The following is a 25744-nucleotide window of genomic DNA, read 5'->3' as shown; positions in this document are numbered from 1 at the left end:
ATTATGGAAGTTTATAGGTTCTTGATTTCATTGAATCGAAAAGCTTGGTAAAGAATCCTTTTTTAGGAGGAAGACCTTGCAATTTGCGCTCAAGATCTAACGCTTGTCTTCTATCCAAAAGTTTCATAGCAAACCTTTCATCATTATAAGGTCGGTCATTGTCATCAGTTTTTACTGCTGCAATACTGTCAACTACTCCGATACCCTCGATTAATTCTCCAAACACAGTGTATTCTCCATCTAAATGTGGAGCACCGCCAATTGTGGAATAAGTTTCTCTCTGCTGAGGGCTTAGTTTTTTACCTTTTAGTCTGAATCTTTCCAAAGAATCTAGTGCTGTTTCGCTAAACACACGACCATGTACTAAATAAAATTGTGATGCTGAGGATTCTTTTGCTGGGTTATTGTCACGAGCAGCACCCAAGGCACCTTTTTTATGGATCAATCCTGTTTGAATTTCTGCTGGGACCTTATAGTCTGGTCCACCATTTCCCAATTTCTGTCTGCTTGCGGCATACCTAGAATCCGGGTCACCACCTTGAATCATGAAATTATGGATCACACGGTGAAACAATAAAGAATCGAAATATCCTTCTTTTACAAGATTGACAAAGTTGTCTCTGTGTTTTCTTGTTTCATTATAAAGTTTTATGATACCGTTGCCTTTACCGGTCTTTACTTCAACATAATAGTTTTTAGGAGTTTGTGCATAAACAAAACTCAAGCCCATCACAAAGGCGAACAATAATACAATTCTTCTCATATATTAAATGAAATTTAATTCTTCAAAATAATCAATTATCAGGGATTTGATAATCATTTCCTGTTCCATTAAGGTATAATTTGGAATAGGTTTGACAAGTTTCCAATGTGGCCATCCTTGCTCATCTTGTCCTTCCAGTTCATAAAAACCCAAACTGCTGAAGAGTCTGCATGTTGCGATGTGCATCAATTCCTCCTTCTCGCGCTTAGAAAATTCTTTTGGCCCTTTTCCCAATTCTTGAACTCCGATTAAAAAGAGCATCACCTTAATATCAGGGATGTCCATATCAAAGTTTTCTGCTACAGCTTCCTGTAACGCTTTCCACTTCTTATTTATTTCTGCAGCCTGCATCTGATTTTATCCTTTTATGCCCAGTCTTTAATTAGTTGCTTACAACGGGATTCTATCAATTCAAAGACTGGAATGAACATATTCGAATCGTAATATGGATCAGGAACAATATCATTGTCCAAAAACAATGTTACTTTTCTTTTTCTTCCTGTGAACCCGCCATTGACACAACATCATTGTAATTCTGTCTGTCCATAACCAAGATACGGTCATAGCTTGAAAAGAATGCTGGATCAAACAATTGTGCTCGTTGACCGGAAATATCAATACCCCTATCTTTTGCCACTTGTACCGATCTTTTGTCCGGAGCATGACCAACATGCCAGTCTCCAGTTCCTGCCGAATCTATCTCCCAATCCAGGCCATTTTCCTTAACCATAAACTCCATAATACCATGAGCCAAAGGAGAACGACAGATATTCCCTAAACACACCATTAATATTTTCATGGTTTCAAATATAGGAATTAGTAATTAGTATTGAGATGTGAGATATGTGATATGTGATATTAAGGCAAATAGCGTTTTGATATCTCATATCTCAATACTCATATCGCAATCAATAAAAAAACGGACTGCTATGGGCAGTCCGTTTTTTATTGATTTCTATTTTAGTACCTCAATGGAACATTGAATTGTACTGTACTTCCTTTTTCTGGCACTCCAGTTATTCTGACGATGTCTCTTCGAGTGCTTCCTAAAGCAGACTCAACGTCATCAACATTATTTACTGGTTTTCCATTAACTTCAGTAATTACCAAGCCTCTTTCTACACCGAAGTATTCAAAAACACCACCTCTGTGCACTTGAGAAACTACAACACCTGAGTTGATTCCAAGTTCTTTTTTGCGAGCATCAGATGCAGGCACAAAGCTAGCTCCTAATTTATTGAAGATTTCTGTAGCTGATGCACTAGGTTTATCATCTTCAGTTTTTGCTTTTGCTTCTTCGCCTTTCAAAGTCAATGACACATCTTTCTCTTTGCCATCGCGTTTATAGGTGATTTTCACTTTATCGCCAGGGCGCAATCTTGCCACATATTCTTGAAGATCAGGAGTACTATAAATCACACGTCCTTCAATTTTAGTCAAGATATCACCTGGTTTAAGTCCTGCAGCTTCCGCAGCTCCACCTTTCAACACATCACGTACATAAAGTCCGTTTACATCATCAATTCCTTTTTCAGCACGCAATGCATCGTTGATCTCAGTAAATGTTACACCTACATAACCACGTTTTACACTACCGAATTCTTTGAAGTCGTCAACGATTTTCTTCGCCAAGTTGATTGGAATTGCAAAACCATAACCAGCATAAGTTCCGGTTGGAGATGCGATAGCAGAGTTAATACCTACCAATTCACCTCTTGCATTTACCAATGCACCACCTGAGTTACCTCTATTAATAACAGCATCAGTTTGCAAGAACGACTCAACAGCGTTGCTAATCATTTGTTCTTGTTGACCCATATTGCCATAACCACGGCCTTGAGTCGGCTCATCTAGAATTCCTATCCTACGTCCTTTGGCACTGATAATACCTGCCGTCACGGTAGACTGTAATCCTAGTGGATACCCTACTGCCAAAACCCACTCTCCAATCTGAACATTGTCAGAATTTCCTAGTTTAACAATAGGCAAGTTGTTCGCATTCACTTTTATTAACGCCAAGTCAAAGTTAGGATCTCTACCGATCACCTTTGCTTCAAACTTACGCTTGTCAGTCAAAACCACTTCGATTTTGTCTGCTTCCTCAACCACGTGGTTATTTGTTACAATATAACCGTCAGGCGAGATAATTACACCAGATCCAGATGCAGTTTGCGGACGCGCTTGTCCACGTTGTTGTGGTACACCAAAGAACTCTTCGAACATATCGAAAGGAGAACCGCTGCCACCACCACGAGAGCCACGACTAGTCATGGTCACTTGGATATGCACAACACCGGGAGTAACTGCTGCTGCTGCTTGTGTAAAATCTGGATTTCCAGTAGAAGAAAGTATCTCCTCCCCTGGGTTGTTTGCATAATATACTTTTTGACGCTCTTCGAACGTCATGTTGTCCATCTGTTTGTTTTCAAAGAGCTTAAACCCTCCCACGGCTATGGCTCCTCCCACGATGGCTGCTAATAATGTTGCTCCTATTTTTTTCATATATATAATTAATCTAACTATTTTTAATTCATGTTTGTTAAGTCAAATGTAATACCATTCGATTTGCAGAAACGAGTTTTGTCAGTTAAAAAATGTTAACAGGATGCTGCTTTGTCAAACATTTAACATGATTTAACAAAAGCTCGGTTAATTGTAACAAGAATATTAAATTTACAGCAGAAACCCAACAAAATGTTAAAAGAAATCAAATTTTATAAATACCAAGGAGCAGGCAACGATTTTATTCTAATCGACAACAGAAATTCTGAATTTGATAGCAATAACCATCATTTAATTCAAAATCTGTGTGACCGCCGGTTTGGAATTGGTGGTGATGGATTGATGCTCCTTCAAAATATAAATAATTATGATTTCCAAATGTTGTACTTCAATGCTGATGGAAAAGAGGGTACTATGTGCGGAAACGGAGGCCGTTGCTTAGTTGCTTTCGCAAGAGACCTCGGGATCATCACGAACGATACTGTCTTTTTGGCAGTTGACGGAAGGCATGAAGCTAGTATTGAAGACCATACCGTAAATCTTGGCATGATACACGTTCAAGAATATAGCATGGACGGAGATGCCTTTGTTTTAAATACGGGATCACCTCACTATGTAGAGTTTGTAAAAGATTTAGCAAGCAAAAATGTTTACCAAGATGGCTATGCTATTAGAAACAATTCTACCTATGGTGAAAAAGGAATCAATGTTAATTTCATCGAAGAAGAAGGTGAGGGTTATTTCGTAAGAACTTTTGAACGTGGTGTTGAAGATGAGACTTATGCCTGTGGAACTGGTGCTGTAGCATCTGCCATGAGTGTTGCCCTACAATCCGGGAAAGACGGCGACTTTACAATCCCTATCCGAGTTATTGGCGGCCAACTTGAAATTTCTTTTCATAAAAAAGGTCATCATTTTAGCAATGTTTATCTTTCCGGACCTGCAATTCAAGTATTTGAAGGAAAAATCAATATTTCATAATAATTTAACCTGCTTAATTTTGGAGAAAAAGACCTAATACACGTATATTAGTAGCTTTTCTTAGCAGGAATAATAGGATGCAGCAGGTCGATACTCTAACTTCTTACCGTTTAGTCTACTCATTAGGGAAACATCCCTATTTGGGTTATCTTATCGAACCTCATATTGTCCATTTAAATCAAAATGGCTCCTATTCCCTCTCCTACAAAAGAGTTTTTAGCAATACAGTCGACGAATTTGCCAATGCTCTGGATGATGTTGATTATGAATTAATCAGACTATGTGATGAGATTGAGCAGACTCAAGTCATCAAGCGTTTTCATAAAAAAGCAGTAAGACCGGCAGACTATTTCAGCAAAATATTCAACGACAAGTTATTCGATCATATTCGTCCTAAAATTGAAAATAGACTTCTCAAGATCTTAAATAACATTGGTGACAAACCATTGTTTTTAATGAGCAAAGATGGCTATCCTGCAGAGCAAGAACTTAGGATTGCTGAAAAATCAACCAGCATATTATTCCATTTCCGCAGGAACGAAAATGAAACTCGGTATTTCCCAACATTGAAATACGATGGTCACAGAATGGAATTTATGTTTAAAAATGCTGATGTCATTGTTAATCAACAAGCTTGGCTATTGCTCGAAAACGTACTTTACCATTTTGATGAGGAGCTGGAAGGCAAAAAGTTAACTCCATTTTTAAATAAAAGATATATTTCAATTCCCCGAAATACAGAAAAGAAATATTTCGAAACTTTTGTTACCACATTAATTGAAAAACACCATGTCTATGCTGAAGGATTAGACATTATCAATTATAGGGAGCAAGCAGTTCCTCAACTTCGAATTGTTTACAGTCCAGACCAGGAGGCGCAGTTGCAGTTATTTTTTCAATATGGAGAATACTGTTTCCCTGCTGGAGCTCAACACCCTGTTACTGTCAGATATGTCTTTGACAAGGAAAATCAGTCCCACAAGTTCTTTAGAATAAAAAGATCTTTACAATGGGAAGAAAATAAAGCAGATACTTTGGAGGATTTTGGCCTAGAAAAAGCTGATGCCCTATTTGGATCTTATCACCCCAAATCAACACTTTCTGGATTGCGTCCTTCTAGCATTGAATGGGTAAATGATCATATATCAGAATTGACGGATGCCGGTTTTCATATTGTTCAAACCGATAGCGACAAGAAATTCTTGATTGGAAAAACCAGCATTAGCATTGAGGTTTCAGAAAAGAATGACTGGTTTGATATCAGCGCTATTGTAAGATTTGGCGATTATGAAATTCCTTTCATCAATTTACGTCAGCATATTTTAAATAAAATTCAGGAATTCGAATTACCAAATGGAGAAATAGCAATCATTCCACAAGAATGGTTTTCTCAATATGAGCATTTATTCCAGTTCTCTTCTCAAAAAGAAGGCATCAGATTAAGCCGTGCTCACATAGGTTTAGTACACGATATTTCAGAGCACACTCAAGTAACCCTGCAGCGCAAGCTCAACAAACTTGGCGAATTTGACGAAATTAACGATGTCGACACTCCAGTAGGTTTCAAAGGGTCCTTAAGACCCTATCAAAAAGCAGGATACAATTGGTTTCATTTTCTAGGAGAATATCGTTTTGGAGGATTACTTGCTGATGATATGGGTTTAGGAAAAACAGTTCAGACGCTTGCTCTTTTACAACATCAAAAGGAACAACTAACAGGAACAGACCAACCTAAGACATCTTTACTGATCGTTCCAACCTCATTGATATTCAACTGGCAGAAAGAAGCCGAGAAATTTACACCCAAATTGAGAGTGCTATTACATACTGGCACCTATCGAAGTAAAGATAACTTTGCTTTCAGTCATTTCGACCTTATTATCACAACTTACGGAGTTGCACGCATAGATGAAGAGTTGTTATCTGGGTTTTATTTCAACTATGTCATTCTAGATGAAAGCCAAAATATTAAAAAACCCTAGGTCCAAATCCTATTCTGCGATCAAACATATCAAAGGCAAGAATAAACTAGCCTTGAGCGGTACTCCTGTAGAGAACTCAGTAGCAGACATATGGTCGCAAATGTCTTTTGTAAATCCCGGCTTACTAGGAAACTACACTTATTTTCAAAAGGAATTTGTCCACAGCATCGAGAAGAAAAAAGATGAGGAGAAGGCCCGCAGATTACAGGCCATCATAAAACCCTTTGTATTAAGAAGGACAAAGTCACAGGTAGCCACGGAATTACCTCCAAAATCAGAGCAGATTTTTTATTGTAGCATGACAGATGAACAATCTGAATATTATGAAACTGTAAAATCAGAATATAGGAATGCCCTTTTAGACGGTGCCTTTTCCGGTAAGGCTTCCCAAATCGCACTGCTGCAAGGATTGACAAAATTAAGACAGTTAGCAAATCACCCTTTAATGATTGATAGCCAATATACCGATGGTTCTGGAAAGTTTTGAAGCCGCCATCGAAACAATGCAATCGATCCTAAAAGAAGGAAATAAAGTATTAATATTCTCACAATTCGTAAGACATCTGCAAATTTTCAGAGAATACTTCGATAAAAACAAAATCAAATACGCATACTTAGACGGATCAACAACAGATAGAAACACCGCAGTGAAAGATTTTAAAGAAAATGAACAAACAAAAGTTTTCTTAATTTCTATAAAAGCTGGAGGTGTTGGCTTGAACCTTACGGAAGCTGACTATGTCTTTATTTTAGACCCATGGTGGAATCCTGCGGTTGAACAACAGGCTATCGACAGAAGCCACAGGATAGGTCAAACCAAAAACGTATTTATTTATAAATTCATTGCAAAAGATACGATCGAAGAAAAGATCTTAGCATTGCAAGGGATGAAAAAATCATTGGCTAGTTCCTTAATAACCACTGAAGAAGGGTTTGTAAAATCTCTTAGTAAAGAAGATATAAGTGAGCTTTTCAGTTAAAAATGTCATAAAAAACAATCTTCAAGACTGATTATCAATTATTTAATAATTTTCTTTAGTTACCTACAATAAGCAACATTTTAGTGAAGCTATTCTCTTTTCACCTTTTATAAAATTTTAAAAAACCACCTTAATTATTCTTAATTATTACAAAATCTTTTTTACGCTATTTTTTTACTTAGGGTAACATTATAATATCTAAGATTAATATTTTTAATAAAGGTTATTTTTATATATCGGTTTATTTATTTTTTTATCAATTACTCAATGTAATTAGTTAGGATTTATTTATTTTAGTGAAACAATAACCAATATAAGAATGATATATAACTTAAATTTTTTCACACAATATGGCCAATTTTATGTCGTGGGCAAAGGTACCGATGGAGAAACAGACGACTTAGAATTCTGGAGTGATGCAGCACTTCATGAAAGATTAGCTTGTGAAAATGGAATTTTAGGTATTTCAATTGAAAATGATTATTGCACGGTGATGGGGGATTTGGAAATATTAAACAGTCCACCAGTGAACGAAGATCCAAATGCTGATCATATCGTAGAAGCTAGTATTGAAATTAAATCAGGTACTTTAGAAATTCAAGATTGTCCTTTAAGTTCTGTTATCCAGACCGTAGCTCTAGAAAATGGCAGTTATAGGGTTAGGGCATCCTCTTACAATCTTGATGAAGCTTACCAAGGTGTTGATGATCAAATGCCTATCGACAGATATCGTATTGAAATCTGGAAAGAATCATTTTCAGCTAATAAAGTCTTGAAACAATGGATTTCAAATTATTAACAGAAAAATAATACTCAAGAAAAAAGGGCACTAATTTCCATTAGCACCCTTCTCCAAATTTTAAATCTTATTAAAGCGCTGCTCTAAAATTCACTACACTTTCTGTTACCTCAGGAAGGCTGTTTTCCCAATTATATTCATATTCTGCTGAAAGCATTCCTTTGAAATTTTGACGTTTCAATTCAGCAATGACGTCTTTCATACCTAGTTTTCCTGTTCCCCACACTACATCATGGGCTTTTTTGTTTCCAAACTCATTTAAATCTTTAAAGTGGACATGGAAGATTTTTCCGTCCAATTTTTTAAGTGATTCAATAGGATTTAAGCCAGATCTCATCCAGTGACCTACATCTGCTGCAGCACCCATTCGAGGGCTTCTGCCTTCAAGTGCCTTTAAAACTACATCAGGGTTCCAATAATGAGAAGGATCAGGGTGATTGTGAATAGCTAACTTGATGTCGTATTTGTCACATAGTTTGGACAAATAATCCAATTGTTCTTCAGAAGGTTCGGAATTGATCACTTGAACTCCAAAGTCTTTTGCAAATTGAAAAACTTTTTCCCATTCAGCTTCATCTTTTGCTCCAACAACACCATATGCATGAATTGTAATTCCTCTGTCTTTCAATAATTGTTTTACTATTTTTCTACCTTCTGGAGACAACTCATAAGTCATTTTTTCGGTACTTCCGGCACCTATTGTTTGCCCTGGGAATGCTTCAACATAACGAAGGTTGGCACTAGCGATTTTGTCTAAGGCTTCTGCGAAACTGAAAAGCCTAAATGTATATGCTTGGGAACCCAATTTCCAACCCAGTTTCTCTTCAGGGAATGGACCTTTGGCCTTTGTTGATCCTGCAGCACTTACCTTTCCATTAGTTGAACAGGATGTGAAAAGCACGATAGCAATCGCTAAGCACCCTAGCATTAATTTAGTTAGTTGTTTCATATAATTTGATTTAAGTTGATTCTTAGTTCTGAAATTTTGGTACTGCCAATTTAATTCGTTCAACTACTTCATCTTTACCTAAAGCTTCAGTGATCTTAAATACATCAGGTCCAAATTTTCCTCCCACCAACATAATTCTGAAAGGCATCATCAACTCACCCATCTTCATGCCCGATTCAGTAATCTTATTTTTAAATAATGGCTCTAACACAGATGCTTCCCAAACCGGTTGATCTTTAAACAGGCTGGCCACTTCATTAAAAAATTTGGTCTTATCGTCGTTCCACTTAGGTTTAACCGCATCAACATCATAGGTTTCAGGCTTTTGGAAAAAGAATGAAGCTTGTTCCCAAAAATCTTCAATGTAAGTTAATCTTTCTTTGACTAAATCAAGAATAGTTTCTATAAAATTGTCACCAAAATCAGCCACATCTACATTGTGTTTTTCTAGAACTGACTTTATTTCTGGCATCAACTCTGAATTTGGAGCTTGTTTGATCCATTCCTGATTATACCATTTTGCTTTTTCGAAATCGAATTTAGCACCAGCTTTGCTGATACGTTCAACAGAGAATTTCTGGATCAATTCTTCCATTCCAAAGATTTCTTGTTCTGTTCCGTCGTTCCAACCCAATAAAGCCAGCATATTCACAAATGCCTCTGGCAAAAAGCCTCTTTCACGAAAACCCGTAGTTAAATCTCCTGTTTTTGGATCCTTCCAATTCATTGCATAAACAGGGAATCCCAATCGGTCCCCATCCCGTTTGCTAAGCTTACCATTACCATCTGGTTTTAGGATTAAAGGCAAGTGTGCCCAATTAGGCATCTCATCTTTCCATCCCAAATAATCCCATAATAGAATATGGACTGGAGCAGATGGCAACCATTCTTCACCTCTAAAAATATGGGATATTTCCATAGCTCTATCATCCACGACAACCGCCAGATGATAAGTTGGCATTCCATCCGCTTTTAAAAGAACTTTATCATCAACCAAGCTCGTTTCAAAACTTACACGGCCACGAATCATGTCTTTCAAAAGATACGACCTCATTATGAGGCATCTTGATACGTATGGTATGAGGTGCCCCCTCAGCTAATAAACGATCAGTTTCTTCTTTCCCTAAAGACAGTGAATTTCTTAAACTCATGCGATTATCATGAGCATATCTAAAGTTTGGCTGTAATTTTTCTTTGTTCTTCTAATTCTTCTGCAGTATCAAAAGCATAGTAAGCATATCCTTTTTCAACCAAATCTTCAGCATATTTTCTGTATGAAGGCTTACGTTCGCTTTGACGATAAGGACCAAAGTTCCCTGGATTATTGGGACTTTCATCAGGATTAAGCCCACACCATGCTAAACATTCCATTATATATTCTTCAGCACCCGGTACCAAAACGAGTTTGGTCAGTATCTTCTATCCGAAGGATAAACTCACCATTATTATGTTTAGCAAAAAGATAATTGAATAAAGCGGTACGGACACCACCCAAATGTAATCCGCCTGTAGGACTTGGCGCAAAACGGACCCTTACGTTTTTTTGTGAACTCATAACCACAAAATTAAGCATTTATTACTTTTCTTTCTCGAAGCAATCTGAAAATGATTATTTTGGTTCACTTTAATATTTATGAAGCAGCACCCGTACAGGTACAATAAACAACAATGGAAATTTTTTCTGTTTTTATTTGCAGCATTAATCGCCGCAGCATCGCTTCTTTATACCAATTATCTTGTTAAATCATTGTCTAAATCCGAACGTACGAAAGCCGAAGTTTGGGCAATGAGCACGCAAAGTATTGTTTCGATGCCTGATGTGGACGATCAATTCATCAGTTTTATCTATGCAGTCAGAGATAGTTTAAGCTTGCCAGCCATAATTACCAAAGAATCCGGAGATATTATTTTCTGGCGTGATCTCGACAGTGCAAAAACAAATATTCACCCTTCCACACAAGATTCAACAAGCGATCTAGTTTATGATCCACCATATTTTGAAAAACAACTGGCTAGGATGAAGAAATCTCATCCCCCAATTCAGATTTCATTAGACAATGGAGAAAAATGGCTCGTATATTACCATGATTCCAAAGCCTTAAGTCAATTAAGGATTTTCCCTTATATCCAATTGTCATTAATTGCAGTCTTCTTAATAGTAGCCTATACTGTTTTCAATTCCATCAGGGACTCAGAGCAGAACCTTGTATGGGTAGGAATGGCTAAGGAAGCTGCCCATCAACTCGGTACCCCCATTTCGTCAATGATGGGTTGGCTTGAGTTAGCCAGGGCAACTTATGAAGGCAGAGACAACTCATTATTGGATGAAATGGAAAGAGATGTCAAACGTCTCGAAATTGTTGCAGACCGATTTTCAAAAATCGGATCAACACCATCACTTTCTACCCAAGTGATCTACGAGATCGTCGAGGATTATGTCAACTATTTCAAAGTTAGAACAAGTAAAAGAGTGACATTTGAATTAACAGGGGACCAACAAGTAGAGGCAAAATTGAACGTGCAAGTCTTTGATTGGATCATTGAAAATCTATTGAAAAATGCCGTAAATGCTATCGAAGGAGAAGGAAAGATAACGGTGAACATTTCTGAAAACATTGCAAAAGAAGAAATTTTTATAGACATTAGCGATACGGGAAAGGGAATCCCAAGGTCCAATTGGGAAACCATATTCCAACCAGGATATACCACAAGACAAAGAGGATGGGGATTAGGACTTAGTTTGACTAAGAGAATGGTATATTATCATCGAGGACAAATTTTTGTTAAAGAATCCGAAATAGGAAAAGGTACAACATTTAGAATTGTATTAAAAAGTAATTTACGCTATGAACCCACTCAAATCTGACGAATATCCAGCCATTTTCAATGATTACATCGAAACCATAACGGGTGATGTAATGGAAGAACTAAACGATCAAATCGAAACATTCCCCGAATTTATTGCATCAATCCCTGAAGAATTGGGTTCATTCAGCTATGCAGATGGAAAATGGACCATCAGAGAAGTTTTATGCCATATCCTTGATTGTGAAAGAATCATGACCTATAGGGCATTAAGATTTGGAAGAAATGACATGACGGCACTTTCTCCATTTGAACAAGATGAATTTGTTGCCAATGGCAGACATAATGAACGCAAATTGGCTGATATTGCGGAAGAATTTATTCACCTTCGCAAAGCAAACATGTACCTGTTCAATTCGTTTGATGAAACAGAATTAAACAGAAAAGGTATGGCTTCAGACCGTTTAATCAGTGTTAGAGCATTCCTTTATATTATCGCAGGACATTTAAATCATCATGTAATCATTTTAAAAGCACGCTACTTAAAAGACCAAAAATTGAACGACGATGTGGTATAGAGAATACAGTTTAGAGGAAATCAATAGTCTATTCGCAATTAACATGACCGGCTTTTTAGAGATAAAAGCGGTGTCGATCACCCCTGATGCCTTGGTTGCTGAAATGCCAGTCAACGAAAAAGTAAAACAACCTTTCGGGCTTTTACATGGTGGAGCATCTTGTGTTCTGGCAGAATCGGTAGGTAGCATTGCATCAAACATGGTCATTGATGCTGAAGAATTCGCCGGAGTAGGGTTGGAAATCAACGCCAATCATTTGAGACCAGTTACAAAAGGGGTCGTTAGAGCGACATGTAAAGCTTATCATATCGGAAAAACGACCCATGTATGGGATATTCAGATACACAATGAAAGAAATCAATTGGTTTGTATATCAAGACTTACCATTGCAGTTATAAAAAAGCCGAAAATCTAAAAACAATTTGTTGTAACATGTGTTGAACAAATATCATATCTATATGGTTTTAAGATACGGTTTAGGTTTTATGGAGACATTACGCTAGTAGTGTCTCTTTTTTTACAGCAAATGCAATCGATTGCCTTTCAAATTCCGTTTTAAAATATCGAATTATTTTATTAGCCTTGTGGCTACCTTATTTTTAATCTGTAAATCAAATTTATGACAACTCAAAATAATCAATCTACCGTAGGACCTATGATCATCATTGGATCCTTGTTTTTTATCTTTGGTTTTGCGACCTGGTTAAACTCTTTATTGATTCCTTATTTACGTATAGCTTGTGAATTAACTGAGGTACAATCCTATTTTGTAACTTTTGCTTTTTACATCGCTTATTTGGTTATGGCCCCAGTATCTACTTGGGTACTTAACAAGTTTGGTTTCAAAAACGGAATGGCTGTTTCCTTAGGCATCATGGCTGTTGGGGCACTTTTGTTTATTCCAGCTGCATATTCAAGAACCTATATCCTATTTTTATTGGGACTATTTATCATGGGGGGTGGACTTGCAATTCTACAAACAGCATCAAATCCATATATCACAATCTTAGGGCCGGTTGAAACCGCAGCTAAAAGAATCAGTATCATGGGGATATGTAACAAATTTGCAGGAGCACTAGCTCCCATAATTTTGGGTTACTTCTTAAAACTTGATGAAGCTGATGCCGTGAAAAACCAATTGGCAAGCATGACACCAGAAGAGTCTAGCCTTGCTTTGGGTAAAATTGCACTCCAAGTGGTAAATCCTTATATCGGTATAGTGGTGGTATTAGTTCTTTTGGGTTTTTGGATTTCCAAATCTAACCTTCCAGAAGTGAAAGGTGATGAAGAGGAAGACGAAACTCACCATAATCTTACTGAATCTAAACATAGTATATTTGATTTCCCTCACGTATTACTTGGTTTCATCGCATTATTCGCTTATGTAGGAGTTGAAGTTTTGGCGGGTGATACTATTATTGCATACGGAACTTATTTGGGAATACCTTTAAATACTGCTAAATTCTTTACCTCATTTACAATGGGAGCAATGGTAGTCGGATATATCATCGGAATTATCGCTATCCCTAAATACCTAGCACAAAGAAACTGCATTAAAACTTTGTGCTATTCTAGGAATTATCCTTACTGTGGGTATTGCTTTTACAGATGGAATGGTGTCATTGACATTAGTTGGTCTATTAGGATTGGCAAACTCATTAGTATGGCCAGCAATTTGGCCTCTTGCATTGAAAGGTGTTGGTAAATTCACTAGTGCTGCATCAGGAATCTTAGTAATGGGTATTGCCGGTGGTGCTGTTATTCCGTTGTTGTACGGTCAATTGGCACACGCAACCAATTCTCATCAAGCATACTGGATCGCATTACCATGTTACCTGTACATCTTATATTATGCAGTCGCAGGGCATAAAGTCAGAAAGAAAACAAATGCTTAAAATAAAGCTTAACAATGGAGTTAGTTATCTAACTCCATTGTTTTTTTAGGGGAGTTTCTTATCTTCGGATATTCTATTAAAATGATTATGAAAAAATTAGCATTAACTATCCTTGTTGCGGCGGGGCTTGTTTTCACTTCTTCTCAAGCAGAAGCTCAGTTAAAGTTACCGCAGCCGAGTAGCACACAATTCATCCTTCAAGATTTGGGAATAGAACAGGTAAGTGTTGTTTATCAACGCCCAAGTGCTAAAGGCAGGACCGTATTCGGTGATTTAGTGCCTTACGATCAAATCTGGCGTACTGGTGCAAACGATGCCACGAATATTACTTTTCAATCCGAGGTTTCAATTGAAGGACAAAAAACTTCCTGCTGGAACTTATGCCCTATTTACTATCCCTGGAAAAGATGAATGGACAATTGTCTTTAACAACAATGCTAAACAATGGGGGTGCATATACCTATGAAGAAGCAGATGATGTATTAAGAGTAAAGGTAAAGCCCCAAACTCTGCCGTCTCATGTAGAAACGTTTACCATTGAATTTGACAATGTTCATGAACAAGCATTGGATCTTTCATTGAGCTGGGAAAAAACAAAAGTGTCTTTCAATATCGCTGTTGATCAAAAGCAAGAAATCCTTGCAAGTATCGACGAGGCAATGAAAGGACAGAAAAAACCTTATTTCCAGGCTGCCATGTACTATTTTGCAAATGATTTAGATATGCAAAAGGCAGTTGAATGGATGAAGGAAGCCGATAAAGGCAACACAAAGGCTCCACACGTAAAATATTGGAAATCCTTAGTACTTGCTAAAGCTGGAGATAAAGCTGGTGCTATTAAAGCAGCAGAAGAAGGATTAGCAATGGCTAAAGCAGCTAATAACCAAGAATACGTAAAACTAAATACTCAAGCTTTAAATGCAGCTAAAAAATAATTGAAGTAACATTCATAATAAAAAAACGGGCATTGTATTAATGATGCCCGTTTTTTATTGAATGACAATTTTAATTGACCTATTTCAAAGCCTTATAAAGGATTTCAACCGGATGTTTTGAAGCTACACCCGTTCCATCCATAATTTGATGCCTACAGCTTGCGCCAGGAGCTGCAACAAGGGTAGAATCGGACTTTTCCCTAACGGTCGGGAACAACACTAATTCTCCTATCTTCATCGAAATATCATAATGCTCCTTCTCATACCCAAAAGAACCCGCCATACCACAACATCCTGATGGAATATTCTTCACCTTATAATTAGCAGGAATCTCCAAAACCTTAGAGACAATTGGCATAAGCCCCCAAGCTTTTTGTTGACAGTGTCCATGCAATAATATCTGCTCCTCCTGATTTACAAATTGGGTCGAAGAAATATTGCCAGATAAATATTCTTCCCAGATAAATTCTTCAATGGTCAATGCCAGGGGGGCAATCCTTTCAGCATCCGCAAGCAAATGTTCATCTACTAAATCAACATACTCGTCACGAAATGTCAAGATGGTAGATGGTTCTACGGACACAAGTTTAGTATCAGCATTCAATCGATTTTTGAAAATCTCTACATTCTTGTTGGCCAATTTTTTGGCATCCCGCAACAAACCTTTTGACAATAAAGCTCTTCCTGAAAATGCATGCGGCACCATTAAGACCTCATAACCTAGCTTTTCCAATAAAAGAATGGCTTTTTTCCCTATTTCAACATCATTGAAATTCGTGAATTCATCACAGAAAAAATAAACTGACTTTACAGCGGTTTTTATTTCCAGAAAACGGCTTATCTTTTTGTTGGAACCATTTCCTTAGTGTAGTAGATGAAATTTTCGGGATATTCCTATTTGGAGCAAATCCTAAAATATTCTTGACGATGTCCCCTGTGAACTTATTCCCAACTACTAAATTGTACAATCCAGCGATAGGTTGCATCAACTCAGTCATTGAATCTACATGCCCAATCATCCTGGATCTAAAAGGAACTCCATGGCTGTCATAATAGCCTTGTAAAAACTCAGCCTTTAACTTTGCCATGTCAACACTCGATGGACATTCTGATTTGCAGGCTTTACAACTCAAACACAAATCCATAACTTCTTTGATCTCTTCATGGTCAAATGGATTCGCTTTATCTGAGTGCGTCAGCATTTCCCTTAAAATATTCGCTCGAGCTCTGGTAGTATCCTTTTCGTTTTTTGTTGCCATATAAGAAGGGCACATGGTCCCTCCAGACAAATGAGTCTTCCTGCAATCGCCAGATCCATTACATTGTTCTGCATGCTGAAGAACAGTTTGATTGGGATACCGGAAAACAGTTTTTATTTGCCTTTCCTTTTGTCCTGGTTCATACCGCAAAAAAGTATTCATCCCAGGAGTATCAACTATCTTTCCGGGATTAAAAATCCCTTGAGGATCCCAAGTGTTTTTTATATCCTTTAATAATTTATAATTATGATCTCCAATCATCAAAGGTATAAACTCCCCACGTAGACGCCCATCCCCATGTTCTCCGCTCAGTGAACCTCTATATTTCTTAACCAAATGGGCAATCTCTGTTGCAATTTCTCGAAACAGCTTATTCCCTTCTTCAGTTTTTAAATTGATAATTGGACGGAGATGTAATTCTCCAGTTGCAGCATGCGCATAATGAACTGCATACAGATTATATTTCTTTAATATTTGATTGAAATCATTGATGTAGCTTGGTAAATCTTCAACATCTACTGCTGTGTCCTCAATTACTGCAACCGGCTTATCATCTCCAGGGACATTGCTCAATAGACCCAATCCAGCTTTTCTCAAATTCCAAACCTTTTTCTTATCCTCTCCAAGTACCAATGGAAAATGATAACCCAAGCCATGGGCTAATAAATCCTCCTCAACCAACTTTACTCTAGCCAATATTTCCTCCTGATCCTTACCGTCATATTCAGCAATTAATATGGCGGCTGGTTCACCATCTACAAAAAACCTATTTTTTGATTGCTCAAGGTTATTCTTTGTACATTCCAAAATATAATGGTCCATCAGTTCGCTTACCAATGGCCTATGTTTTAGAATGATAAGATTCCCTTTTAAAGCATCTTCAAGTGAATGAAAATGTACACACAATAAACCACTAGGATTGATTGGCAACGGATTAACATGAAGTTTTATCTCTGTTATAAAAGCTAAGGTTCCTTCTGACCCACATATTAACTTACAGAAATTAAAAGGTTCTGTTCCTGCAGTAAATGGATCTGTTTCCAACAACATATCAACCGCATAGCCAGTATTACGTCGATGAATGGAAGGTTTAGGAAAATTCTCTCTTATCTCAACTTGATTTTGGAAATTACTCAGTATACTTCGAATCTGCTGATATATTTTTCCCCTCTAAATCCTGTTGGCGACATTTGAAATCAAATTCATCAAAACTCAATGCTTTAAAAACCACCTCAGATCCATCGCTTAACAAAGCTTGCACTTTTAAGGTATGCTCTCTTGCACTTCCATAGATTAAAGAATTGGAGCCACAGGAATTGTTCCCAACCATTCCGCCAATCATTGCGCGATTAGCTGTGGAAGTTTCTGGCCCAAAGTACAATTGATAAGGCTTTAGGTACATATTAAGTTCATCGCGAATAACACCAGGTTGCACGCGAACCCAGGACTCGGATTCGTTGACCTCCAAAATCTCAGTGAAGTATTTTGAGACATCAACAACAATACCCTTACCTACCACTTGCCCAGCAAGAGAAGTGCCCGCAGTTCTTGGTATTAAGGACGTTTTATTCTCTTTTGCAAACTTAATAAGCAACAACAGATCTTGCTTATCTTTTGGATAAGCTACTGCTAGTGGCATTTCTCGATAAGCAGAAGCGTCTGTTGAATATAACAGACGCATCTTCTCATCCCAAAATAACTCACCACTTAATTGTTCTGAAAGCAGGGTTAACTGCTCTTCCATAAGCTATGATCCTTTAATTTGTGAGGTATATGTACTTTCAAATATTTTATCCGCATTGTTGGTTTCAAAACCATCACGGCGATGTTCTCGTTTTATATCTTCCTTTGCGATATCCTTAAATTGGGGCAATACACTTCGTTCCGCAAATTCAACATAACTTCCTGCAATCTCTAAGGACCTCCCATCAGCGAATTTTGCTTCATACAAAGCAGAAACAGTACTGCTCTGTCTTAGTAAGTTGTCCTCACTCGTTTTTATTTTCCCGCCAGAAGTATTTAATTTGACGCCAATGCTTTCCAAAAATGCATTGAACTCTTCAAGGGTGTTATATCCATCCTTTAATTCATGGATAGAGATGGTATAATGGTTTAAATAATATCGATTATAGATTACCCATGCGGCATATTCGCTTTCTGCCAAAAGAGTTTCATATTCCTCCGATGTCGGCAAATCCCATAAAGGCTTCTGTAAAAAATCCGCAACTTGCTGCCCATTGTTCAGGTCCAAATCATCAACAGGGTCTGAAACAATAGGTGCTGTATATTTCAGAATAATATCTTGTGCTGCTTGACTCAATTCTGAAACCCGAAGCTGAGAAACGAATATTCGAGGATAGTTATCACTCGGTGGAGCATACCAATAAGCATCTAATTTCTTCCCCTCAAAATAATAATAGTCCATTTTCTTGAAACCAAAGGATAAAAATATCTTTTCGAAGGAATTGATTCCTAGATTGGGTACACCAAGGGTTCTAAATGCAATATGATCATTAACAATATCTGATTGGGATTGAACGACACCACGTTCCAAAAGAGCTGCAGTTATTTTATCAACATCTGAAACGTTCTCACGGTAATGGTCAAACAAATCATTCAACACTATATCTATAGGTTTTTTCTCGTCGAAATGCATAACAATAATTTTAGTATTATAATTTGAATAAAGTTATCTAAAATTTATCAAACAAAAACATTTGTTCACTAAAAAACAGATAACTAAAAATAATATTCAGTAAACTACAGTTCTTCCGCAAGAATCTTCTCTAACTCGTCTGCTGTAAGATTCATATTGATATTGCCATCTTTAGCAAATGAGATCTCTCCTGTTTCTTCAGATACAATAACAGCAACAGCTTCTGATACTTCTGTAACCCCAATCGCTGCCCTATGACGCAAACCAAATTGTGGAGGAAGATCTTCACTATCTGACAATGGCAAAACAGAACTTGCGGTCATTATTCGATCATCAACAATAATAACTGCTCCATCATGAAGTGGGGAGTTTTTAAAGAATATGCTTTCCAGCAAACGTTTAGATACTGGCGCATCAATCATTGTTCCACTGGTTTGATAGTATTCTTCATCAAAATACCTAGAAAAAACCAATAAGGCACCGGTCCTAGATTTTGACATATTTTGACATGCCTCGACAATAGGCTTAATAAATTCAGAATTATCCCTGTGAGAAGATTTCTTGCCACCAAAAATAGACCAAAGGAATTTTTTACGTCTAAGGGAAATATTCTTACCAATATGGAGTAAAAAGCGCCTGATTTCCTGCTGGAATACGACAATCAACGCAATGGATCCTACGGAAATAAAACCACCGAAAATCTCGGTCAGAAGGCGCATCTCCATTTGCTTTACAACCAAATAAATACCATAAAACAGACCAACTCCAATTAAGATGTTGACCGCAATAGTACCTTTGATTAAGCTATAGACATAGTAAATGATAATTGCAACGAGCAATATATCAATAAAATCCAGCAGCCTAAAGCCTCTCAATAGATTAAAGTCCAATCCATCCATACTTCCTGCAATTTAAAAAATATTATCCATTGATAGACCTATTTAAAATCAGAATTTATAAGGAATATGGCTCCCTAAAACTGTAAATTTGTAAAAATGAACTAAACTATGACTAAACTATCAGTAAATATCAATAAAATCGCAACCCTGAGAAACTCTCGTGGAGGAAATGTCCCAAATGTCCTGGAGACAGCTTTAGCATGTGAAAGATTTGGTGCAGAAGGTATAACTGTTCACCCAAGACCAGATGAAAGACATATTAGGTATCAAGATGTTTATGATCTGAAATCAAAAATCTCAACTGAATTTAATATTGAAGGAAATTGTAGAGAACAAAAGTTCGTAGACCTTGTGCTGGCGAACACTCCAGCTCAAGTCACATTAGTCCCTGATGAACAAGGTCAAATAACCTCTAACCATGGTTGGGACACCATAAATAACCGTGATTATCTATCACAAATGGTAAAGTTGTTCAAAAATCATGGCATTCGCGTTTCTATCTTTGTTGACCCTGTTGAAGATATGGTAGAGGCAGCTGCTGAAACAGGAACCGATCGAATAGAACTGTATACTGAAGCGTACGCTACAGATTTCCCTAAAAACAAAGAACAAGCAATTGAATCTTATGTTAAGGCTGCAATCAAAGCACAAGAAGTTGGTTTAGGGCTAAATGCTGGCCACGATCTTGACCTTAACAATCTACAATATTTCAAACAAAATATCCCAGGCCTTCTGGAGGTAAGTATCGGCCATGCACTTATTGCTGATGCTTTATACTTAGGATTAGAAGAAACTATAAAAAGATATTTAGCTTGCCTTAAATAGCTTTTAGCAAAAAAAACGGGAGTCAATTTATGATTGACTCCCGTTTTTTTATTCTTGGTACCTAATGAATAGGCCTAAAAATTCTATTCCATCTGATTTTAGATAGGAAAGAACCATCCTCATCCCAACTCAACCAGGTAAATAATGCTTTACCAACAATATGATCTTCTGGCACAAAACCCCATCCCCTTGAATCCAAAGAGTTATGTCTATTGTCTCCCATCATCCAGTAGTAATCCATTTTAAAAGTATAGCTATCTACTTTATTGCCGTTCAGATAATATCCATCAGTTCTTTTATCAAATGTGTTTCCTTCGTAAACAGTAATTGCTCTTTCATACAGAGGAACTGTTAGACTGTCTAATTTGACTGTCCAGCCTTTCTTAGGCACTTGAATTGGCCCGAAATTATCATAATTCCAGATAATACCATTTGTATAGAATGGAAATGCTGTGAAATTAGGATTCGCATCACCAGGTTCATAGATTATCTCTTTGAATTCCTTAACGCTACTCCATTTCTTCACTATTTCAGCTTCCTCCTTCGTCATATGCATTCCATATTGACCCATATTTGGATCAGTATAAAAAGGATCAAGCTCAATGCGCATTTCCTTTATCCGCTGTAAATTCAAACCATTAGGATCTGACAAAACAAGATAGTTGGTCTGAAAATCATCGTCAGTAAATGCAGGTTGGCCATTTACGAATAACTTTGTTCTTTCCATAGAAACAATGTCACCTGGCATACCAACACAGCGCTTGATATAGTTCTCCCGTTTATCTACAGGTCTATTAAATGGAGCATCTGCTTCCATAGGATAGTTGAATACAACGACATCATTGCGCTTGATTTCCTGAAATCCAGGTAATCGCTTATAATCAAGTTTGATAACTTCTGAATAGGCTTTACCTCCAGTAATTGGCATGGTATGATGCGCAAAAGGAAACGCAATTGGTGTCATTGGAATTCTTGGACCATAATTTAACTTACTTACAAACAAGAAATCCCCAACTAACAAACTTCTTTCCATTGATCCGGTTGGAATCATGTATGCCTCGATTAAAAATCCACGGATTAAGGTGGCAGCAACTGTCGCAAAGATGATTGCATCAGCCCATTCTCTGCCAACAGACTTTTTATAAGGGTATTTCTTTTTGAACTCCTCGGATGTAGAGATACCCAAATATTTAACATTAGGATCTCTTCCCCACATCGGCAATACAATAAAAGGAACTAAAACCGCAGCGGCATTCTCCCAAAATCGTCTCTTACCAAACGCCTTTATAAAATTCAAGAACAGATCGTAAAAAATAAAAACATTCACGATCGGAATGAAAAGCCAAATTATCCACCATGTTGGCCTTCCAACCAGCTGAGCCATCACATATTGTCCATAAATAGGAATGATAGCTTCCCAGCCTTGTTTCCCCGCTTTTCTATATAATAAAAATAGACCGTAAGCAGACCCTATGATGTATATGGCTAAAATGATATACCACATATATTATTTATTAAAATCAAACATTTCCGTCACTTGGTAAAATCCTTTTTTACCAAAAAGCCATTCCGCCGCAATAACCGCACCTAAAGCAAAACCCTCTCTGCTATGAGCAGTATGCTTAAACTCGATTTGGTCAACCTCAGAACTGTATAACACAGTATGGGGTGCCCGGAACTTCCTCTATCCTCAAACTTTCAATCAACAACTCATCCGCCTTAGGAATAATTTCTTCTCCAGAACCCTCAACAGAATTAACCCAAGATTTTTTATCATCACTATTCTCCAAAATTCCCTCAGCTATTGTAATCGCTGTTCCACTTGGAGCATCCAATTTGTGAATATGATGAATTTCCTCAACTTGAACATCATATTGCTTATACGGATTCATAGCATTAGCCAACATCTTGTTGATATGGAAGAAAATATTAACTCCAATACTAAAGTTTGAGCCATACAAACAAAGATTGATCAGCGTCCAGACAAGTTTCCTTTACTTCCTCCAAGTGCTCATACCATCCAGTGGTACCAACAACAAGTGGAAGGTCTGACTCAAAACATAAACTAATATTTTCTAGGGCAGCATCAGGAGTACTGAAATCAATGGCCATATCAGCATCTTCCAAATCCTCGGATGTAATGGAACTTCTATTGCTTTCATCAACGATCAAAACAACTTCATGCCCTCTTTTCATGGCGAAGCGTTCAATCAATTGCCCCATTTTTCCGTATCCTAATAAAACGATTTTCATACAGTTAATTGGTTTTTATTTTAAGGTAATGGTCATCTTTACCCCCGGAGAGGCAAAACCTCCACCCGAGAATGCTCCAACACCTGGTGTATATGCATAATTAGGAATAAAAGTAGGTGATAATTTAAAGCTTAGGTCATTACTTATATTCCAACGATTTTTCAAAATTGAATCTACATAGGCTTCAACAACATTCAACCCATACCACCCCACACTAATTAAGATAGTCAAATCTCGGTTCCTTCGCGCGTAATCTTTTTGTTGAACCAATCCTTGGACAGTCCAATTACTGTTGATCCCCAAAGATTCATGGTTTGAAGGTTGACCAAATTCCTCTCGATATTGGAGCTCACCCAAGAATTCCTTATAGTACCATTGCCAATAATTGAAAGTCAAGGCTCCCCAACAAAACCACCATAGATAATCGGTACTTTAACCCACCATAAACCTCCGTTAGTGTATTGTCCCCATCCCGGCAAAATCAATGATCTTTTCCAGGCTACTCGACTTAATCTTTCAATTTCCAATCGAGCAGAATCCTTCAAAATATCCTTATAGTAAAACTTCTCACGCTCCTTTTCGGCCTTTTTGCGAGCCCGACGCTCAGCGCGAGTTTCCTTTTTTGTGGTATCCTGTTCTCCCTTTTTAAGAGAATCCTGAACCTGAACCATTTTTGTAGAGTCAGGAATAGTATCCTTTACTTGGCACTTTGAGCAAGTAAAAGATAAAATCATCCCAAAGAGCAATAAATATTTATACATTACCAGTCTAGCAACTCTAAAATTCGGCTCAGATCATCTTCCGAGTTGAAAGGAATCTCAATCGCTCCCTTTCCTTTAGTAGATTTCACGTTCAATTTAACGCGAGTGGCAAATTTTGAAGCCAAATCATCTTCAATCTTTTGATATTGAAAATTAAGTGCAGCCTCCTTCTTGCCCTTTTGTTTTTTATCTTTCGCTTGTTGCACCTCACGAACCAACTGCTCTGCCTTTCGAACAGACAAGCCCTTCTCAACGATTTCCTTGAAAATAAACAATTGCTTCTCGATCTCACCAACATTAATCAATGCTCTAGCATGACCCATGGAAAGATCCCCATCACGAATAGCCGCCTGAATGACAGGTGGGAGTTTTAATAAACGTAAATAGTTGGTTACCGTAGAACGGTTTTTACTAACACGATCTCCCAATTCCTCCTGCTTCAAACTGCACTCTTCAATCATCCGTTGGAAACTAAGTGCAATTTCAATAGCATTCAGGTTTTCACGCTGAATATTCTCGATCAATGCCATTTCTAACATCTGTTGGTCGTTCGCTGTACGAACATATGCAGGAATTTCAGTAATACCAGCTAGTTTAGACGCCCTTAACCTTCTCTCACCACTAATCAATTGATATTCATTTTTACCAACTTGACGCACAGTGATAGGCTGTATTAAACCCTGAAACTTCAATGGATTCTGATAATTCGCGCAAGGCAGTTTCGTCAAAATCTGTACGTGGCTGAAATGGGTTTATCGATATTTGATCTACTTTTATGAAGTTTATGCTACCGGCAGGAGAGCTCGGTGTTTTACTTGCAGGAGTTTCAGCAGTCTGTTTCTTAGGACTTTCAACTGCTTCTTGCTGAAGCAATGCCCCCAAACCTCTACCTAATCCTGTTTTCCGCTGTTGTGCTGCCATACTATACTGTTACAGTTTGCTTATTCTCTTTTAATAATCCATTCTTTTGTAGAATCTCACGTGCTAAATTCAAATAATTGATCGCACCTTTACATGAAGCATCATGCATAATCACTGAGATTCCAAAACTTGGAGCTTCACTTAAACGTGTATTACGCTGAATAATTGTGTCAAAAACTAAATCATTGAAGTGAGTGCGTACCTCTTCCACAACTTGATTCGATAACCTCAAACGTACATCATACATCGTCAACAAAATCCCCTCAATCTCTAACTCAGTGTTCAACCTGTTTTGAACAATTTTTATGGTATTCAACAATTTACCCAATCCTTCCAATGCAAAATACTCACATTGAACAGGAATTATAACTGAATCCGACGCTGTAAGAGCATTGATTGTAATAAGACCCAAGGAAGGAGAACAGTCAATGATGATAAAATCATAGTCATCCTTAACTTCGTCCAAAAGACGTTTCATTTTATATTCACGCTCATCCAAGTTGATCATCTCAATCTCAGCACCAACTAAGTCGATATGCGCTGGCAATAAATCAAGATTCGGAGTATCTGTCTGTTGTATAGCTTCTTTGGCTGTTACGTCATTTACTAAGCACTCGTAAATGCTCGCTTTGATTGCTCGAGGATCAAATCCAATACCAGATGTTGAGTTTGCTTGCGGATCCGCGTCCACCAACAAGGTCTTATACTCTAACACAGCTAAACTCGCAGCAAGATTGATGGAGGTGGTTGTCTTACCAACTCCTCCTTTTTGATTGGCTATGGCAATAATCTTTCCCATTGTGATTCCTCAAATTTTTTGAAAATAATTCAAATTGGCATTACTCCGCTTCGACATGCAAATTAACACACCTTATTGATATTAGACACTTAAATGATGTTAAATTTGTTAATTTTGAAGCGAAACACATTCTGCCAACTCAGGATGCTAAGATACGAAAAATAGATTTAGGTATTTATACCGAACACTATTGCTTTTCACA

The 25744-nt window shown here is 37.4% G+C and carries 28 protein-coding genes and 3 pseudogenes; 14 read left to right on the top strand and 17 right to left on the bottom strand.

What is annotated here, in order from left to right; all coding sequences use genetic code 11:
• Position 1: 1 nt before the first annotated feature.
• From FGL31_RS01750 to FGL31_RS01735, 4 genes are all read right to left on the bottom strand, one after another.
• Complete coding sequence (locus FGL31_RS01750; protein ID WP_099372670.1) at positions 2-763, bottom strand: peptidylprolyl isomerase; 762 nt, start codon at positions 761-763, stop codon at positions 2-4.
• A gap of 3 nt (positions 764-766) precedes the next feature.
• On the bottom strand, positions 767-1114 hold the full coding sequence (locus FGL31_RS01745; RefSeq protein WP_099372669.1) for a hypothetical protein: 348 nt from the start codon (positions 1112-1114) through the stop codon (positions 767-769).
• Between the two features lie 130 nt (positions 1115-1244).
• On the bottom strand, positions 1245-1562 hold the full coding sequence (locus FGL31_RS01740; RefSeq protein WP_317130941.1) for a low molecular weight protein-tyrosine-phosphatase: 318 nt from the start codon (positions 1560-1562) through the stop codon (positions 1245-1247).
• A 161-nt stretch (positions 1563-1723) separates the two neighbouring features.
• Entirely contained in the window at positions 1724-3265 is a 1542-nt protein-coding gene (locus tag FGL31_RS01735; RefSeq protein WP_099372667.1) for a Do family serine endopeptidase, read from the bottom strand.
• A 192-nt stretch (positions 3266-3457) separates the two neighbouring features.
• Between FGL31_RS01735 and dapF the strand changes: the two genes are divergently transcribed.
• From dapF to FGL31_RS01720, 5 genes are all read left to right on the top strand, one after another.
• Entirely contained in the window at positions 3458-4246 is a 789-nt protein-coding gene (gene dapF, locus FGL31_RS01730) for a diaminopimelate epimerase (protein ID WP_138089523.1), read from the top strand.
• Positions 4247-4323: 77 nt separating this feature from the next.
• Positions 4324-6228: an SNF2-related protein gene (locus FGL31_RS01725; RefSeq protein WP_317130940.1), complete on the top strand. Its 1905-nt coding sequence runs from the start codon at positions 4324-4326 to the stop codon at positions 6226-6228.
• Positions 6200-6715 carry a DEAD/DEAH box helicase gene (locus FGL31_RS28685; protein ID WP_317130939.1) on the top strand — a complete coding sequence of 172 codons (516 nt, stop codon included), beginning with the start codon at positions 6200-6202 and terminating at the stop codon, positions 6713-6715. The genes FGL31_RS01725 and FGL31_RS28685 overlap by 29 nt, the downstream gene beginning before the upstream one ends.
• Positions 6678-7208 (top strand): DEAD/DEAH box helicase, encoded by a 531-nt coding sequence (locus tag FGL31_RS28680; protein ID WP_317130938.1) that lies wholly within the window; start codon positions 6678-6680, stop codon positions 7206-7208. Before FGL31_RS28685 ends, FGL31_RS28680 begins: the two co-directional genes overlap by 38 nt.
• Before the next feature lie 319 nt (positions 7209-7527).
• A complete protein-coding gene (locus FGL31_RS01720; RefSeq protein WP_138089522.1) occupies positions 7528-8007 on the top strand; it encodes a hypothetical protein in 480 nt (159 codons plus the stop codon).
• Positions 8008-8077: 70 nt separating this feature from the next.
• On the opposite strand, the gene FGL31_RS01715 is transcribed toward FGL31_RS01720, so the two are convergent.
• Together FGL31_RS01715 and gltX are read right to left on the bottom strand one after the other, a co-directional pair.
• Positions 8078-8956 (bottom strand): sugar phosphate isomerase/epimerase family protein, encoded by an 879-nt coding sequence (locus tag FGL31_RS01715; RefSeq protein WP_138089521.1) that lies wholly within the window; start codon positions 8954-8956, stop codon positions 8078-8080.
• A 22-nt stretch (positions 8957-8978) separates the two neighbouring features.
• Positions 8979-10511: pseudogene (gene gltX, locus FGL31_RS27355) on the bottom strand (glutamate--tRNA ligase).
• Positions 10512-10589: 78 nt separating this feature from the next.
• Here gltX and FGL31_RS01705 point away from each other — a divergent pair.
• From FGL31_RS01705 to FGL31_RS27340, 8 genes are all read left to right on the top strand, one after another.
• Positions 10590-11822: a sensor histidine kinase gene (locus FGL31_RS01705; protein ID WP_138089520.1), complete on the top strand. Its 1233-nt coding sequence runs from the start codon at positions 10590-10592 to the stop codon at positions 11820-11822.
• Positions 11803-12339 (top strand): DinB family protein, encoded by a 537-nt coding sequence (locus FGL31_RS01700; RefSeq protein WP_099372661.1) that lies wholly within the window; start codon positions 11803-11805, stop codon positions 12337-12339. Before FGL31_RS01705 ends, FGL31_RS01700 begins: the two co-directional genes overlap by 20 nt.
• Positions 12329-12754 carry a hotdog fold thioesterase gene (locus FGL31_RS01695; protein ID WP_099372660.1) on the top strand — a complete coding sequence of 142 codons (426 nt, stop codon included), beginning with the start codon at positions 12329-12331 and terminating at the stop codon, positions 12752-12754. Before FGL31_RS01700 ends, FGL31_RS01695 begins: the two co-directional genes overlap by 11 nt.
• A gap of 204 nt (positions 12755-12958) precedes the next feature.
• Positions 12959-14044, top strand: coding sequence for an MFS transporter (locus FGL31_RS01690; protein WP_317130937.1), 1086 nt, complete (start codon positions 12959-12961; stop codon positions 14042-14044).
• Positions 14028-14234, top strand: a complete 207-nt coding sequence (locus FGL31_RS28675) for a hypothetical protein (protein ID WP_317130936.1) — start codon at positions 14028-14030, stop codon at positions 14232-14234. Before FGL31_RS01690 ends, FGL31_RS28675 begins: the two co-directional genes overlap by 17 nt.
• Before the next feature lie 87 nt (positions 14235-14321).
• A complete protein-coding gene (locus tag FGL31_RS27350; protein WP_394366115.1) occupies positions 14322-14645 on the top strand; it encodes a DUF2911 domain-containing protein in 324 nt (107 codons plus the stop codon).
• A complete protein-coding gene (locus tag FGL31_RS29550) occupies positions 14629-14700 on the top strand; it encodes a hypothetical protein (protein ID WP_394366173.1) in 72 nt (23 codons plus the stop codon). The genes FGL31_RS27350 and FGL31_RS29550 overlap by 17 nt, the downstream gene beginning before the upstream one ends.
• On the top strand, positions 14669-15169 hold the full coding sequence (locus FGL31_RS27340) for a DUF2911 domain-containing protein (protein ID WP_262709018.1): 501 nt from the start codon (positions 14669-14671) through the stop codon (positions 15167-15169). Before FGL31_RS29550 ends, FGL31_RS27340 begins: the two co-directional genes overlap by 32 nt.
• Before the next feature lie 79 nt (positions 15170-15248).
• Here the strand turns inward: FGL31_RS27340 and FGL31_RS24240 are convergent, their stop codons facing one another.
• The 5 genes from FGL31_RS24240 to cdaA all read right to left on the bottom strand — a co-directional run bounded on the left by FGL31_RS24240 (position 15249) and on the right by cdaA (position 19983).
• Entirely contained in the window at positions 15249-15902 is a 654-nt protein-coding gene (locus FGL31_RS24240) for a (Fe-S)-binding protein (protein WP_232046180.1), read from the bottom strand.
• A 52-nt stretch (positions 15903-15954) separates the two neighbouring features.
• Positions 15955-17478, bottom strand: a complete 1524-nt coding sequence (locus FGL31_RS24235) for an FAD-linked oxidase C-terminal domain-containing protein (RefSeq protein WP_232046179.1) — start codon at positions 17476-17478, stop codon at positions 15955-15957.
• Positions 17479-17557: 79 nt separating this feature from the next.
• Complete coding sequence (locus FGL31_RS24230; RefSeq protein ID WP_232046178.1) at positions 17558-18172, bottom strand: FAD-binding oxidoreductase; 615 nt, start codon at positions 18170-18172, stop codon at positions 17558-17560.
• A gap of 3 nt (positions 18173-18175) precedes the next feature.
• Entirely contained in the window at positions 18176-19084 is a 909-nt protein-coding gene (locus tag FGL31_RS01675) for a DUF1338 domain-containing protein (RefSeq protein WP_138089519.1), read from the bottom strand.
• A 104-nt stretch (positions 19085-19188) separates the two neighbouring features.
• Positions 19189-19983: a diadenylate cyclase CdaA gene (gene cdaA / locus FGL31_RS01670; protein ID WP_171017517.1), complete on the bottom strand. Its 795-nt coding sequence runs from the start codon at positions 19981-19983 to the stop codon at positions 19189-19191.
• A 108-nt stretch (positions 19984-20091) separates the two neighbouring features.
• Here cdaA and FGL31_RS01665 point away from each other — a divergent pair, with 108 nt between their 5' ends.
• A complete protein-coding gene (locus FGL31_RS01665) occupies positions 20092-20808 on the top strand; it encodes a pyridoxine 5'-phosphate synthase (protein ID WP_138089518.1) in 717 nt (238 codons plus the stop codon).
• A 61-nt stretch (positions 20809-20869) separates the two neighbouring features.
• Here the strand turns inward: FGL31_RS01665 and lepB are convergent, their stop codons facing one another.
• The 6 genes and pseudogenes from lepB to FGL31_RS01635 all read right to left on the bottom strand — a co-directional run bounded on the left by lepB (position 20870) and on the right by FGL31_RS01635 (position 25542).
• A complete protein-coding gene (gene lepB / locus FGL31_RS01660) occupies positions 20870-22312 on the bottom strand; it encodes a signal peptidase I (RefSeq protein WP_138089517.1) in 1443 nt (480 codons plus the stop codon).
• A gap of 3 nt (positions 22313-22315) precedes the next feature.
• Positions 22316-23061: pseudogene (dapB, locus tag FGL31_RS01655) on the bottom strand (4-hydroxy-tetrahydrodipicolinate reductase).
• Positions 23062-23076: 15 nt separating this feature from the next.
• Positions 23077-23457: a DUF5683 domain-containing protein gene (locus tag FGL31_RS27335; protein WP_138089516.1), complete on the bottom strand. Its 381-nt coding sequence runs from the start codon at positions 23455-23457 to the stop codon at positions 23077-23079.
• Positions 23454-23822 carry a DUF5683 domain-containing protein gene (locus tag FGL31_RS27330; protein WP_138089515.1) on the bottom strand — a complete coding sequence of 123 codons (369 nt, stop codon included), beginning with the start codon at positions 23820-23822 and terminating at the stop codon, positions 23454-23456. The genes FGL31_RS27335 and FGL31_RS27330 overlap by 4 nt, the downstream gene beginning before the upstream one ends.
• Positions 23822-24743, bottom strand: a pseudogene (locus FGL31_RS01640) (ParB/RepB/Spo0J family partition protein). Before FGL31_RS01640 ends, FGL31_RS27330 begins: the two are co-directional and overlap by 1 nt.
• Position 24744: 1 nt before the next feature.
• Positions 24745-25542, bottom strand: coding sequence for a ParA family protein (locus FGL31_RS01635; protein WP_099372651.1), 798 nt, complete (start codon positions 25540-25542; stop codon positions 24745-24747).
• Positions 25543-25744: the final 202 nt, after the last annotated feature.

The sequence above is a fragment of the Sphingobacterium daejeonense genome (genome assembly GCF_901472535.1).
In the GTDB taxonomy this organism is placed as follows: Bacteria; Bacteroidota; Bacteroidia; order Sphingobacteriales; family Sphingobacteriaceae; genus Sphingobacterium; species Sphingobacterium daejeonense.
This window is presented reverse-complemented; position numbering and strand designations above follow the sequence as displayed.